The 14,278-nt window shown below is 32.9% G+C and carries 12 protein-coding genes; 2 read left to right on the top strand and 10 right to left on the bottom strand.

The window, feature by feature from the left end; translation table 11 throughout:
• Window positions 1-603: 603 nt before the first annotated feature.
• On the bottom strand, window positions 604-1,395 hold the full coding sequence (locus BKP37_RS07810) for an alpha/beta hydrolase (protein WP_071309056.1): 792 nt from the start codon (window positions 1,393-1,395) through the stop codon (window positions 604-606).
• A gap of 97 nt (window positions 1,396-1,492) precedes the next feature.
• Here BKP37_RS07810 and BKP37_RS07805 point away from each other — a divergent pair, with 97 nt between their 5' ends.
• Complete coding sequence (locus BKP37_RS07805; RefSeq protein WP_071309055.1) at window positions 1,493-2,419, top strand: alpha/beta hydrolase family protein; 927 nt, start codon at window positions 1,493-1,495, stop codon at window positions 2,417-2,419.
• A gap of 142 nt (window positions 2,420-2,561) precedes the next feature.
• Here BKP37_RS07805 and BKP37_RS07800 read toward each other — a convergent pair whose 3' ends face one another.
• From BKP37_RS07800 to BKP37_RS07780, 5 genes are all read right to left on the bottom strand, one after another.
• Complete coding sequence (locus BKP37_RS07800) at window positions 2,562-3,404, bottom strand: sugar phosphate isomerase/epimerase family protein (RefSeq protein WP_071309054.1); 843 nt, start codon at window positions 3,402-3,404, stop codon at window positions 2,562-2,564.
• 73 nt (window positions 3,405-3,477) lie between these two features.
• Window positions 3,478-3,795: a cupin domain-containing protein gene (locus tag BKP37_RS07795; RefSeq protein WP_071309053.1), complete on the bottom strand. Its 318-nt coding sequence runs from the start codon at window positions 3,793-3,795 to the stop codon at window positions 3,478-3,480.
• A 24-nt stretch (window positions 3,796-3,819) separates the two neighbouring features.
• Entirely contained in the window at window positions 3,820-5,061 is a 1,242-nt protein-coding gene (locus tag BKP37_RS07790; RefSeq protein ID WP_071309052.1) for an MFS transporter, read from the bottom strand.
• Window positions 5,062-5,063: 2 nt separating this feature from the next.
• Window positions 5,064-6,191, bottom strand: coding sequence for a prenyltransferase/squalene oxidase repeat-containing protein (locus BKP37_RS07785; protein ID WP_084034590.1), 1,128 nt, complete (start codon window positions 6,189-6,191; stop codon window positions 5,064-5,066).
• Between the two features lie 364 nt (window positions 6,192-6,555).
• Complete coding sequence (locus tag BKP37_RS07780; RefSeq protein ID WP_071309051.1) at window positions 6,556-7,890, bottom strand: multi antimicrobial extrusion protein MatE; 1,335 nt, start codon at window positions 7,888-7,890, stop codon at window positions 6,556-6,558.
• A 295-nt stretch (window positions 7,891-8,185) separates the two neighbouring features.
• Here BKP37_RS07780 and glnA point away from each other — a divergent pair, with 295 nt between their 5' ends.
• Window positions 8,186-9,541 (top strand): type I glutamate--ammonia ligase, encoded by a 1,356-nt coding sequence (gene glnA, locus BKP37_RS07775; RefSeq protein ID WP_071309050.1) that lies wholly within the window; start codon window positions 8,186-8,188, stop codon window positions 9,539-9,541.
• Between the two features lie 462 nt (window positions 9,542-10,003).
• Here the strand turns inward: glnA and BKP37_RS07770 are convergent, their stop codons facing one another.
• From BKP37_RS07770 to BKP37_RS07755, 4 genes are all read right to left on the bottom strand, one after another.
• On the bottom strand, window positions 10,004-11,224 hold the full coding sequence (locus BKP37_RS07770) for an L-lactate MFS transporter (protein WP_071309049.1): 1,221 nt from the start codon (window positions 11,222-11,224) through the stop codon (window positions 10,004-10,006).
• Between the two features lie 374 nt (window positions 11,225-11,598).
• Complete coding sequence (locus BKP37_RS07765) at window positions 11,599-13,008, bottom strand: sensor histidine kinase (RefSeq protein ID WP_071309048.1); 1,410 nt, start codon at window positions 13,006-13,008, stop codon at window positions 11,599-11,601.
• Entirely contained in the window at window positions 13,005-13,694 is a 690-nt protein-coding gene (locus BKP37_RS07760; protein ID WP_071309047.1) for a response regulator transcription factor, read from the bottom strand. Before BKP37_RS07760 ends, BKP37_RS07765 begins: the two co-directional genes overlap by 4 nt.
• A gap of 223 nt (window positions 13,695-13,917) precedes the next feature.
• On the bottom strand, window positions 13,918-14,278 hold a 361-nt coding region (locus BKP37_RS07755; RefSeq protein ID WP_245712470.1), incomplete at its 5' end, for an ATP-binding protein.

Below are 14,278 nucleotides of genomic sequence, written 5' to 3'. Positions count from 1 at the left end.
TAGTTAGATATTAATTAATTTTTCCAGTAAAGGAATTTACTTAATATCTAAAGGTTCCCATTTGCTATTTTTACCATTTAATTTAAGAGACAAGAATAAAATGTGCTACATTCCGTAAATTTAAGCTCAATTAATTAAATTAGAATGTTAATACTTAAGGTATTTTTTTACAACCTTCATCCTTCTTCAATAAATGTCGCCTATCACGATAACGCTTTCATAATTATGGATATCTCTTTAATTAAACCCCCTCTTCAATCACTCCTTAAGTGTTTATTGATGAGTTTTAAACTCGGTTGGTACATCCTTACTATAAATAACCCAACGCAATTTCGTATATAATCATTACCTTACACGAATGCGCTTTCTTCGATATTTACCACTATATTGCATTAAAATAAAATATATTTTCCTATTAAAAGATCAGTACTAATAAGAGTTTGTTGCTTTTATTAATTAGATTTTATTCTTTTGAGGCTTAATCAATATTTATTGGTAGCGTTTTCGCGCATCTGAGAAAAGGATTATTCTTTATGATAAGGATAATCAACTTTTTATAAGTGAATAAATGTGATTATTCGCAGAGAAGATTATGATTACCCGTCAATAGCCTTGCTTTTTCAACCACTTATTACAAAGGTCCGTCCATTGAGCAACATGTAGGTTTTCTTTAGTTGCCAACCCTAATCCGTGTCTTCCATTTTGAAAAATGTGTAATTCAAAAGGAACATTATGTCTGCTGAGAGACTTGGAAAGAGCCAAACTATTTTCCACTGGGACAGATGCATCATCAGCAGTATGCCAAAGGAATGTTGGTGGTGTATTTTCTGTAACTTGTTTTTCTACTGATAATAACATCCGCTCTTCTTCGGTACTCTCTTCACCAAGTAGCATATTAATTGAACCTTCATGATAATGTTCGACAAATGATATAACAGGATAGCATAAAACCATTACATCAGGTTTACAGCTTTGTTTATCAATCGGATCGCTTGAATTAGGATCACCTAAGTCAAATTGTGTCCCTAATGTAGCAGCTAGATGTCCACCTGCTGAAAACCCTAATATGCCAATCTTTGCTTCATCTATCTCCCATTTTTCAGCATGATATCGTACATATCGTAATGCACGTTTAGCATCTAACAATGGAACTGGATGGTTATTAGGGGAAACTCGATAATCAAGAAGAAAAGCTGAAATTCCAATACTATTTAACCATTCACAAATAGGAGCACCCTCATGCTTAGCACGATGGCTATAGCCCCCTCCTGGACAAACAATCATTGCTCCATTTTTTTCTTTTCCTTCAACAATAAATGGAGTTAACAACGGAATATCTTCTTCTTTCTTTCCTTTACTGAAAGGGGCACCTTCAGGCCATAATAAAATTGACATGTTCCATCACCTATTTCTTAGTTTTTTTGTTATGATAAATGGTATAAGCGGTGTTCTTAAACTGAGCTTTCCTAAGTACATTACTATGAGGTGAAACATGGATAAACAAGCACAACGTATACGACTTTTTTCTTTATTAGGGGATTTACCTGAAAAAAGCAATGTAATCTCTAGTGAGTTAATAACAGTAGAAGATTTTGGGTATTACACACTGGAAAAACTTCAATTACACTTAAATGGTATTGAGCCTGTTCCTGCATACTTTGTAAAGCCACTAAACTCTGGTAATAGTAAACTACCAACTATTTTATTTAATCATTCCCATGGTGGCAAGTTTCATGTAGGTAAAGATGAATTAATATCTGGTAATAGTTATTTAGAATCGCCATCTTTTGCTATTGAGTTAACGAAAATTGGTTATGCGGTTCTTTGTATTGATGCATGGGGCTTTGGTGAAAGAAATTATCGTACAGAAAGCTCCCTTTATAAAGAAATGCTATGGAATGGGCAAACTTTATGGGGAATGAGAGTTTTTGATAGTGTTAAAGCTATTGATTATTTACATACTCGCTCAGATGTTAATACTGCTCACATAAGTACGATGGGTATGTCAATGGGTGGAATTATGGCTTGGTGGTTATCAGCTTTAGACACTCGAGTTAAATGGTGCATCGATATTTGTGGACTAGCAGATTTCCAAGCGTTGATTGAATTGGATCGTCTAGATAAACATGGTTTTTATTTTTATGTTCCAAAATTGCTACAACATTTTACAACAGCTCAAATTAACTCATTAATCTCACCAAGACCTCATTTAAGTGTAGCTGGGATCCATGATTTACTAATACCAACGATTGGTTTAGAACGGATTGACCCTATATTAAAAGAAGTTTACGTAAATGAAGGTAGTTCAGGAAATTGGAGTTTAAAACTGTTTGATTGTGGTCATGAAGAAAATGCAGAAATGCGTAAAGCAATTGTTGAATTTCTAGTCGATCAATACAATAATTTTAGAATCACATAATCATTAACATACACTCAACTTGGTTTCACCTTTTAACTCTGTCTATAAGTAGATACAATAAATTCCTAACATATACTAATAATTTCTTGAATATTATGATGAACAAAGCTCCCCGTATAATAAGCGGGAAGCCTTTGTTTGATTATTTTTTTACAGCCATTGTTGTATCTTTGATCATTTTCTCAACGTATTGTTTTGTTTCTACTATATTTTCTGGTTTTACAGCATCAAGTATTATGTCTACATGTGGCTTATATTCAAACAACTTCTTAAAGATTAATTCATAATTTAATTGTCCTTTTCCAACCGGAACCCATGTCATTTCTCCAGCTTCATTCACTAGACAATCCTTTGCTTGAAATGCAAGCACTTTACTACCTAATAAGCTGTACATTTCTTCAATAACTTCATCTTGTTTATGAATGTTTTCTAATGTAATTAAATTACCAGGATCCAGTACTACTCCAATATTCGTTGACGAAACTTCATCTAAAAGCTGTTTAAGCTTTATAGCATTATCAACCATATGAAACTCAGCAGGCTCAATTCCAATGAAAACGCCCCATTTCTCAGCTTCCTCGACTAATTCATTTAATGTATTCTTTAAATTAAGCCAATCTTGATCATTAAAATCATGATTAGGAAGCTTTCCTACTTCAACTGCAACAGTTGGCACTCCAAAAAACTTCGCATGACGAAGAATTTCTTTAAATCTTTCTATATTTACTCTTCTTTTTTCCTCATCTCGATCAAACAAATGTAAATAACACCCTAAAACCGAAATCGATACTCCATTTTTTCGAAATTCACCTTTAATTTTTTTTACAAGTCCTGGGCTTAACAGTCCTGGTTTAGTGAAATCATAATCATTGAATGCTTTCCATAAAGCTAGTTGAACATGGTTTAAACCGTAAGCCCCAACACTTTTTGCAACATCTTCAAAAGAACCTTTTTGACATAAATGCGCTAGTATACCTATAGACACATCAAATCCTCCTAACAATTGTAATTTTATTTCCCAGCGAATATTTACGAACCATTATTCCTAACTCTATGGCTTAGACCTTTAGTAAATCTTCTCTTAATGGTGTAAATACATCAACAATTATTGATTTTTCAAGGGCTTTAGCACCATGTTTAGCATTACTAGGAATAACTAATGTTTCACCGGCTGATATAACTTTAGCTTCTCCTTCAATTTTAAATTCCATTTTCCCTTGAATACAGTATGTTAGTTGCTCGTGAGGATGGCTATGTTCATACCCTTGGGCACCAGGTTCAAAGTGAACTTCCATCATCATCAATGACTTTCCTGGTTCAAATATTTTTCTCTTTACTCCCGGCTCTGCATTCTCCCATTTTCCAATATTACTCATTTATAAAACCTCCTAATTTTTTTACTAACGTGCTTGTTTTAAACTTGTCTTGCTATCTATTTTTTTTACTCTCTTAACCGCCCACTGTAAATTAAATTGTAAAATCATCATAATAAATAATAACCATGGTAAAAATGATGCATAAACATTTTGAATGGTTAACATAACTATGATAACGCTTGTCGCTCTTCCTAAATTAATTGCAGTTTCCCTAACAACAATCGATTCAATACGGAAGTTCTTATTTAGTGGTAGTTCATCCATCATTTGATAGTAATGTGCAGTATATGTGTTAGAATGTAACGGGTTAAATACATGATGAATGACCATAAATATAACGACAGACCATACTGCAATCTCCCATAAAAGTAAAGTAGATCCTAATGAAAAGCCAATCGCTGCTAAAAGCATATAAAGCCCTGTTTTTTCAATTGAAGCATAGCGTGAAACTAAATAACTACTCATAATTGTTAAACTAAAGAAAACTATATTCATCAGACCGATAATATCTTCTCTTCCAAATACATTAAACATTAAAATTGCAGGCACATACATCATTATTCCTTGCGGTAAACCGATAATATACCATCCTGCTAACGATCGGGAGAAGTTTCGATATTTTCGTAACATTTGAAAAGTGTATTTTAGATAATATGTTTTATGATGTGTCGGGGCCTTCTCCATCCGTAAACTTCCGATAGATGCAACGAAAAACATCACAAATGCTAATCCAAAAACAATTCCATACCCAGTTAAATCAGCCCAAATCCCAATAATTAATCCCGCTAATGCTGGTCCGGTTAGCTGGGAAATATTATTAACAATCATATTAAAGCCTAAATAACGATGGCGATTATTGTTCGTGGAGAAATCGTACATAAGTGTAAAATGCCCAAGCCAATAAAAAGAAGTCGAAACACCTTTTAATAAAGCAAACAAGTAAAAATAGTCAACCATTCTTTCCATAGCTAGTAAAATACATAGATAAAAAATCGCTGTTAAGAAAATACCTAAACGGTAAATAATCAATCTGTCTTTCTGTTTCGCTATTTTACCAATTAATATTGTTGCTAGTGGTGCTGCTAAAAGCGTAATTAAATTATAAGCACCGTTAATCCATAAATCATTTGTTAATCTCCATAAATATAAGTTTACAAAGATATTAGATAATGAGTTTCCAAACTGAAAAATCCCATGATTAGACAGAGTGATAATCGCTTGCCTTGATAACCTTTTCTCTTTTGGTACACGTAACCAATGCCACATTTTTATACCCACGATGAGTCAATCATCGAATAAAAACTTTCAAAATTTGGATGTCGATAATCGAATTCTAAATTCGCCAAACGATAACATAACATATGAATTAACACTGCTTGAGTTGAGGCATTCATATCTCCTTCATATAGCCCTTGGCTTAAATGAACTGCCACTGGCATGTCAGGATAATAATCACCCTGTTTCACTTGGGCAACATTAGGTGCAGAAGGAGAATTTTCAATTTCTCTAGAAAAGCCCCCATCTAGCCGTTTCAGTTTCTTCATATTCTCAGTCGTAATTTTAATAACGTCGAACAAATCAGATTTTGGCATTTTTAGATCCAAATAATCTAATAAATTTACAGAGTTCCTTATATAGCACATATCAGTTGCTGTTTCAGTTTTTAAACAAGCTAAAATACTTTCATAGATTTTCTCTCTTCTCGGTAATGGGATATTAAACTTACTGTAAAAGGTATGTAACTTAAAAGTTCCAGATATGCGGACATACATTGAGCCTTCTCCCCATAGACCTGTCTTTGGATCTTGGATTTCCTTAAAAAAGTCAAGTGCAACATTTAAATAGTCTTGACGTGTATCATCAGACAATTGTGCTAAATACACTGCTGATACTCCTAATCGATCACACCCTCTCCAACTATTACGTAAATCTATGTTACTTAGCCAATCTTTGTAGGTTTCTGTAGATTCCATATAAGTGGGTGCTGATGAATCCTTTTTAGGTAATGGATATAAAGGTTTCTTACCAAATTTCATCAACCTATTTGAACAATAACCTATTGCTCTAGCTACCATTACTTCATCATTGACCATGTTAGGATTATCATCAAGAAAGTATCCAGTATTTTCGTTTTGTTTTTGCTGTAAAAATGTAATTACCTTTTGTTTCATCTCAATTGGCATGCGTTCAATCAGTTGGTACCTTTCAAGAATATTCAATGCTTGGGCAGTAGATTCAATATCAGGTAAGTAGTTCTCTACATTTTTAGAGCTCTCTGCGTAGTAAAATCCACCACTTTCCTTGTCATACTGACCTGCTAACCAAGGAAAAAAATCACTGAACAATTCTTCCATAGGTTTTAAAAGCGCTTTCTTTTCTTTCTTCATTAATTCCATTTGGTCCCAGTCTCCTTCCCTATATAAATAGGATTTTAAAAGCTGATACTTCTAAAACATTGTAAATTAAAATTCTATATTAGTAGTAATCATAAAAACACTTTATTTGTAAATTTCTAAGTGAATGATTATTTCGAACATTAATGATTATTCGAACACCAAGATACTTTCTTCCACTGGTAAAATAATCAAGGTAACGTAAGAACTTCCAGGGAATGACGGGAAGTAACGCTTAGGGAGATGAAAGGTTGCCTTCGTCGTGGAACTAACAAGAAGCCCCCACTGCAAATTTCGTAACAAGTTAAGTGGTGAGTAGTTTACAACATCTATATCATTCAAACACAATAATAGAGTGATGTATTTATCAAACAGCTTTTTCTCTTTCAGTCTCCTTAGAGGTCAGACGGTGAGCACCTTTTTTGTACATTACAATAAAAAATCCAACTACAAAGAGTTCTGCTATTAGCCCAATTGATTGCGCTAACGCTCCTATCATTCCGTTCCATTCTGGTACAACAGCCGCAGCAATGAAAAGAACAACCAACGTAACTGCAACGTTAGTTCCTTGAGAAAGTACCATTACCTTTGTTTGACTTCTAAGTAATAAAAGCCCATTTGTAAAATCAAGAAAAGGAAAAACTATTGTCATTAATAAAAACACTCGTAAACTTTGCATACTTGCTTCTAACAATCTTTCATTTGCCCCAAGAACGGTCTCGATAAAAAAAGGCCCAATAGAAGTAAAGCAAAAGATTCCTAAAATAATTGTTGGAACAAAACCTGCAATTAATGTAAAGCTTTTTACTTTTTCACTATGATCTTTATAAAAGGTAAGGACTATCTGATGAGTATATGTGAAAAAGCTCAAGATTAATTGAGTGATACTTAAAGCAATCGCATATGAGGCTATTGCCAATTCGACATCGGTTGTCTTACCTAAAAATGCATTGATTATCGGACTTACTAAAACAATAATTAATGTTGAAAATATTAACGGTTTATAAAAGCGAAATACTTGTCTTTGGGTAGTAATCTTATGATTTTCATCTTTATTAATCATTTTTTTTACGAGCAGACGCCCTTCAACAAAACTAACTACACTCTCAATAAACATACCCAACAAAAAAATATAGGCACCTGATTTGGCTGTAATATTACCGGTATGGATAAAATAAAGAGATAATAAGTACATACCAATTAATCGAATAATCATTCCAATCGTTAACCATTTTGTTTGTCGATTTAAGATGATGACCCCTTGATACAAACATCTAATTGCTGAAAATAATATCACAAAAACTAAAACTTGATAGACATCAACAATTTGATCCACAACATCTGCCTTTGCCCCATAAAATGTCGCAAAAATCAAGTTTCCAATTGGTGTATATGCAATTAACAATGAAACAATCATTAATGAACTAATAACATAAAGCCCTACCATTGACATTGCCTTATACGATATTTTGTCTCGCACTAAGGCTGAACAAGTATGACGTAACAAAACACCTAGCCGTTCTGTTATTGCAAATAAACTCATCGCAATAACATAGCTTGCGATAATAATTTCCGGATTGTCCCCTCTCGTTAAAGTACCATTAATAATGATGTGGGAAATAGTTACTAAACTAGCCGATAAGCCTAACGGAATAAAAAATAGCAATATTTTACTTATTGAAAGTTCTTCAACTTTTGACATCTGCTACACTTCTTCCCCTAATTTTTCTGAAAACAATTTAAACGCAATAAGTTAACAACGTTGTTAATCTTGATTTTAATTTTTCCTACTTTTTATGTCAACATATATTAGAAAAATAATTGTTGCTCTCATCATAGATTACTACTAATATTAATGAAGAAATTTCCTTTTTTGTATTATATAAATAGTTTGTCAGATTACTTAACCAAATCTATTACAAACTGCTAAATTTATTCTAAAATCTAACCATAACAAAAGATGTTAGTAAAGAAACACTAAAGGGGATGGATAAAAAATGTCAGTAACAACAAGTCAAGCGGAAACGTTAGAAAGTATTAAAGAAGTAATAAAAGAAAAAAGTGTTGAACTTCTTCATTTACAATTTGTTGACATTGAAGGAATTTTAAAACACGTTACAGTTACTGTTGAACAATTAGAGCAAGTAGTAGACGGAAAAATCATGTTCGACGGATCGTCAATTAAAGGCTTCTCGCCTATAAATAAATCAGACTTATATTTACAACCTGACTTAAACACTTTCGCAGTTCTTCCTTGGTCAGTTGAAGAAGGTTACTCTGAAGCACGTTTCATTTGTAGTGTAAAGACTCCAACTGGAGACGATTTTGAAGGTGACCCTCGAAATGTATTGAAAAAAACTGTTGAAAAAGCGGCAGACCAAGGCTATTCAATTAGTGTAGGACCAGAACTTGAGTTTTTCTTATTTGAAACTGATGAGCTTGGGCGTCCAACTCAACAAACTCAAGATTTCGCTGGATACTTCGAGCCATCTCCACATGATAATGGAGAAAAAGTTCGTTTAGAAATTTATCGTGCTCTTAAACAAATGGGCTTCACAATCGAAGCATCTCACCATGAAGTAGCAAGGGGACAACACGAAATTAACTTCAAATATAATAATGCCTTATCTGCAGCAGACTTAGCAACAACTTATAAGTGGGTAGTTAAAACAATTGCTAAGAAATTTGGATTACATGCAACATTTATGCCTAAACCTATTGCAGGTGAAAATGGTAGTGGAATGCACGTAAATATTTCATTATTCGATAATGAAAAGCAAGCAAATGCATTTTATGATGAAACAGACTCTAGACAACTTTCAGAGAAAGCATACCAATTTATTGCTGGACTAATTAAAAACGTAAAAAACTTTGTTGCTGTTACTAACCCATTAATTAACTCATATAAGCGTTTAGTACCTGGATACGAAGCTCCTTGTTATATTGCTTGGTCTGCTTCTAACCGCTCAGCATTAATACGTATTCCAGCTACACGTGGCGCTGGAACTCGTGTAGAAATCCGTTGTCCGGACCCATCAGCTAATCCATACTTAGCATTTGCTTTGATCGCATCTGCTGGATTAGACGGTGTCAATAACAAACTTGTTACCCCTGAAGAAGTTACAGATGATATTTTCAGTATGACAAGTGAAGAACTAAAAATGCGTGAAATTGACCACTTACCATCTAGCTTAGAGTTTGCATTAAATGCATTCGAAGAAGGAGATATCGGAAAAGCAACTCTTGGTGAACATGTATTTGGTGAGTATGTTGAACTAAAACGTAAAGAGTGGGATAGCTTCCGTACAACTGTTCACGGTTGGGAACTTGAAAGTTATCATACAAAATTCTAATAAAAGCGAATATGTAAATAAAGGAGCATTGCCTAGATTTATTAAGGCAATGCTCTTTTATGACATATATTACTCCATTCATGTAAGTTCAGGTTTAGTAATCAAAGTACAATATCTTAAGAAAAGCGCAAGGCGCCCGCCTATCGGCGACAAACACTGGAAGGTCGGCAAGTAGCGGTCTGCTCTTTGACCGCAATCTATGTGCTTCTGCGTCTGACAGCAAAGCTTCGAAGTAGGCTTCCTTGAAGCAAAGTAGCATGAAGCATCATCAAAGAAGCAATCCAGGAAGTCAGTGAAGTCAGAAGCTTGACTGAAGTGATCGAGCCGATGGCGCCTTGTAACTGCTAAACTAAAATAGACAGTTTCCAAGTTAGAAATTAATAAATTCTGATTATTAAATAAAAGATCAAAACAAGGCTTTTAACCAAGTTTTGATCTTTTATTATCTATTTAATTATTAGATTAGTTAACTTTTTCTAAAGGTTCATTACTAAAGTCAACTACTGTTTGCATTTTTGGAGTAACTATTACTTTAGCCAAAATAATTGCTATTAGAGAAATAATTGCAGCTAATAAAAATGCACTAGAAAAAGAAATATATTTAATAATGATTGGACCTACAAAAGCCGAGATACCATAAGCTAGATACATTATTCCATAGTTAGCTCCAATATTTTTTGTTCCGTAAAAATCAGCAGTTACAGATGGAAACAAAGCCAAAAATCCGCCAAAACAAAAACCAATTAAAGAAACGGAAATTAAAAACGTTAAATAGTTCATTGTTCCAAAACTCATATAGAGCATTATGAGTGTAGTTGTTCCATACATTAAAATCAGAGTATTAATTCTACCAATATTATCTGATATTTTACCTAATATAATCCGTCCACCTGCATTAAATAGTGCTATTACCATTACTGCATTACTAGCTGTTACAACATCTAGTTTTACTAATTCTAAACCAATATCAACTGCGAAACTTATTACTAGTAAACCAGCCATTGTACCAAACAAATACATAAACCAAAGTAGATAAAATTGATATGTCCCTAACATCTCCTTAGGAGAATATTGTTCACTCACTACAGTTAAAGCTTCCCCGTCACTCTGATGACTATTAAGTTCATCACCAGCTTCAGGGTTCGATAATAATTGGGCTCCAAGTACTACTAACACAAAGTATATGATACCTAAATATAGGAAAGCAGAAGATACACCAAAATTATCAATTAAAAATAAAATAATAGGTTTGTAGATTAAGCCACCTAAACCGAAACCAGCTACCGCTACTCCACTAATTAGCCCACGTTTATCTGGAAACCACTTTACACACGCTGAAAGTGGACATACATATGTTATTCCAATCCCAGCACCGCCAACGATACCATAAAATAAATATAATTGATAAATCGTCGTTGCTTGACTTGCTAACATTACTCCAAGTCCTAATAAAATACCACCTATTGTGGCAACCCACCTAGGACCAATTTTATCTTGAATTCTTCCAGCAATAAACGCACAAGCTGCAAGCATAAATATCGTAATCGAGAACGTAACAACAATATCTTCTCTATCCCATCCAAATTTTTCTATTAATGGTTGATTAAAAAGGCTCCATGCATAAACAGCGCCCAAGTTAATTTGAATTAAAATTGCTCCAATAACTACTAACCATCTTTTCACAAGTATTCCCTCCTTAATAAGAAAAGCGCAAGTTCCTAGAGCTAGACACCTTTCCAACTTCAAAATTTTATACATTTTATCTTTAAAAACCAAAAGAGACCAACGATGATTAAAATAAATCAGCGCTGGTCTCTTTTGTACTCACAATTCGTGCTTACTTAAGCAACCAAAATATATATTTATTTTTTTAATAGTTTGTTTAAATTTCAATTATATTTTAAAAAAATTTCGAAAGATTACTTGTTGATTTCCTCATACCCTTGCTAATCTCTTAACATTGATAGAGGCTATCATTTCGTCTAACATTATTTTTCTATCTATTTCATATAATTATAATTTGAATTCACTGTCCTTGTCAAGATTGTAATTATATTTCATTTTTTGAGACTAAACTTTGGTAATGTAACACAAAATGTCGTTCCTACACCAACCTCACTTTTCACATCAATTTTTGCTTGATGTAAGTCAATGATATGTTTAACAATTGATAAACCAATACCTGTCCCACCCTTTTTACTTCGGGCCTTATCAACTTTAAAAAAGCGATCCCAAATATACTTTAATTCTTCCTTTTTGATACCAGTTCCTTCGTCTTTAATAATAACCATTACATTATGATTAAGTTCATTAATTCCGATTGTTACTAATCCGTTTTCCGGTGAAAAATTAACTGCATTTTGAAGTAAATTTCCAAAAACCTGGTCCATACGATTTGGGTCTGCATAAACTTCAATATCTTCATCTAGGTTACCTTGAAATTCAATGTCTATATTATGTTTTATTAATTCTGGTTCCATTTTCGCAATTAGTTTTCTAATTTGTTCTGATAAATTATAGTTAATAGGCTGAATAGAAACTTGTCCTGCTTCAATTCTAGCAATATCCAATAAATCATTAACTAATTTTATTAATCGTTCAGTTTCATCTTTCATTAAATATAAATATCGCTTTTGTTGATTTTTAGGAATAGTTCCATCCAATAATGCACCAACGAAACCATTAATTGAGGTTAATGGCGATCGCATATCATGAGAAACATTAGCCACAAACTCTTTTCTCATCAAATCCAAACTTGATAATTCATTTGCCATATAATTAAATGTTTTTCCTAATTGCCCAATTTCATCCTGACTTTTAATCTTAACCTTATTAGTAAAATCTCCTTTTGCATATTCCATAGCAACATGATTCATTTCTCGTAATGGTGCTGTAATTTTCTTAGATAAAGTATATAAAAAGAGCGTAGTGACAACAATTGTTATTGCACCAGCTAATAAAAATAAACCTTTAATGCCGTTTACTACTCCAAAATAGTTGTGAAGAGCAATAACAACTACTTTTTCATCAAAGTCAAACTCATTAGTTTCGATTGGAGAAGCCATAATAAATAAGGGATTAGCTTTTTCTTTAATAAATTCTTTAACACTCGTTCCTTGAAGTGCTTTCTGTACCATTTCCTCTTCAATATGAATAGGTTCCTGCAAAGTAGAGAACCGATATAATAATTGTCCATTTTCATCATAAATAAAAATACTCCTATGTTCTTGATCATTAATAATATTTAATGTAGAAATGATCGCCTCTTTATTTTCTTCTTGATAAGCAAGTTCTAAAATTTGTACAACTTGTTCCTGTTGAGTTTCCATTGAATCAAGGAAACTTTGTTTTAAGTTGTTATTAAACAATAAATAGAAAATAAAACTAAACAGGATAAAGGCAGCAAAAGAGCTTATTAAATAAGTAAAAAACAACTTCATAAAAATGCTTACTTTTCGCTTTTTCACTGTACTTTCACCTCGAACTTATATCCAATACCTCTTAACGTTTTAAGCTCCCAATCTATAGCTTTCTTACCGAGTTTTTCCCTAATTCTTTTTATGTGTACATCTACAGTTCTAGGATCCCCTTCAAAGTCATAACCCCAAATTTGGTCTAACAATTGTTGACGTGTAAAAACACGATTAGCATTCGCAGCTAAAAAAAATAATAACTCAATCTCTTTAGGTGGAAGGGTAATTTCTTCTTCATAAGATCGAACTTTATATTGCTTCATATCAATAACAAGTGTTGGAAATGAAATGATTTCCTGTTCACTATTTAATACATTATATCTTCTAAGTACCGCTTTCACTCTAGCAATTAGCTCATTTGGGTCAAATGGTTTAACAACGTAATCATCTGCCCCTAAATCAAGACCTTTAATAATGTCATAACTTTCTCCTTTGCCCGTTAACATAATAATAGGAGTTTTGAAACTAGAACGTATTTCTTTACACAATTCCCATCCGTCAAGACCTGGTAACATAATATCTAAAATGAGTAAATCAAAAGCGTCATCAAAAAAAGTATTTAATCCTTCTGTTCCAGAATAAGCTATTTTAACTACATATCCTTCTTTTTCACAATATAAACGGATCAATTCACATATATTTGGATCATCATCAACAACTAATAACTTTAATTTCTTCATTTATGGTCCTCCTCTACTTTAAGTATAGCCAGTTTTAATTTTAGAACAAAGGGATATACTTAACATAGTAGATTTAATAGAATATAGGAATAAGCATATCATGATAATATGAACATAAAATGAACAATATTTAAATAGCAAACAGTTGAAGCTTACTATTTGTTAAGGCATCTGTGACCGTCAAGTAGAAATGAACACTTTTCGCTGATTTATTTTGAACATTTCATCCCTTAAAAATGGAAGTTCGGTGTTTCATTCGATAACTATCATCGGTGAACTGGATTATTTCGGCACGATGAATAATTCTATCCAATATTGCAGTTGTAATTGCCGGATCACCGAGAAGTTCTCCCCATTCACTTGGGCCCTTATTTGAAGTCAAAATGATAGAGGAGGAATTATATAAATCGTTAATTAAATGAAAGAATAAATTTGCTTCTCGTTGATCCATTGCCATAAACATTAAGTCATCAATTATCACTAANTTTGAGGTTCGTAATCTCTTTAGTCGCACCTGAGATTTCCTAGATATCTCTTCGGTTTTCAACGTATGAATAAGTTCTCCCATAGTGATAAATGTGACC

Origin of the sequence: Anaerobacillus alkalilacustris (genome assembly GCF_001866005.1) — a bacterium.
Classification (GTDB): domain Bacteria; phylum Bacillota; class Bacilli; order Bacillales; family Anaerobacillaceae; genus Anaerobacillus; species Anaerobacillus alkalilacustris.
This window is presented reverse-complemented; position numbering and strand designations above follow the sequence as displayed.

Excerpts from the sequence above, each read along its gene's own strand:
- BKP37_RS07810 (WP_071309056.1), bottom strand. The coding sequence starts at position 1,395 with ATGTCAATTTTATTATGGCCTGAAGGTGCCCCTTTCAGTAAAGGAAAG.
- BKP37_RS07785 (WP_084034590.1), bottom strand. The coding sequence starts at position 6,191 with ATGGAATTAATGAAGAAAGAAAAGAAAGCGCTTTTAAAACCTATGGAA.
- BKP37_RS07790 (WP_071309052.1), bottom strand. The coding sequence starts at position 5,061 with ATGTGGCATTGGTTACGTGTACCAAAAGAGAAAAGGTTATCAAGGCAA.
- BKP37_RS07795 (WP_071309053.1), bottom strand. The coding sequence starts at position 3,795 with ATGAGTAATATTGGAAAATGGGAGAATGCAGAGCCGGGAGTAAAGAGA.
- BKP37_RS07760 (WP_071309047.1), bottom strand. The coding sequence starts at position 13,694 with ATGAAGAAATTAAAGTTATTAGTTGTTGATGATGATCCAAATATATGT.
- glnA (WP_071309050.1), top strand. The coding sequence starts at position 8,186 with ATGTCAGTAACAACAAGTCAAGCGGAAACGTTAGAAAGTATTAAAGAA.
- BKP37_RS07780 (WP_071309051.1), bottom strand. The coding sequence starts at position 7,890 with ATGTCAAAAGTTGAAGAACTTTCAATAAGTAAAATATTGCTATTTTTT.
- BKP37_RS07805 (WP_071309055.1), top strand. The coding sequence starts at position 1,493 with ATGGATAAACAAGCACAACGTATACGACTTTTTTCTTTATTAGGGGAT.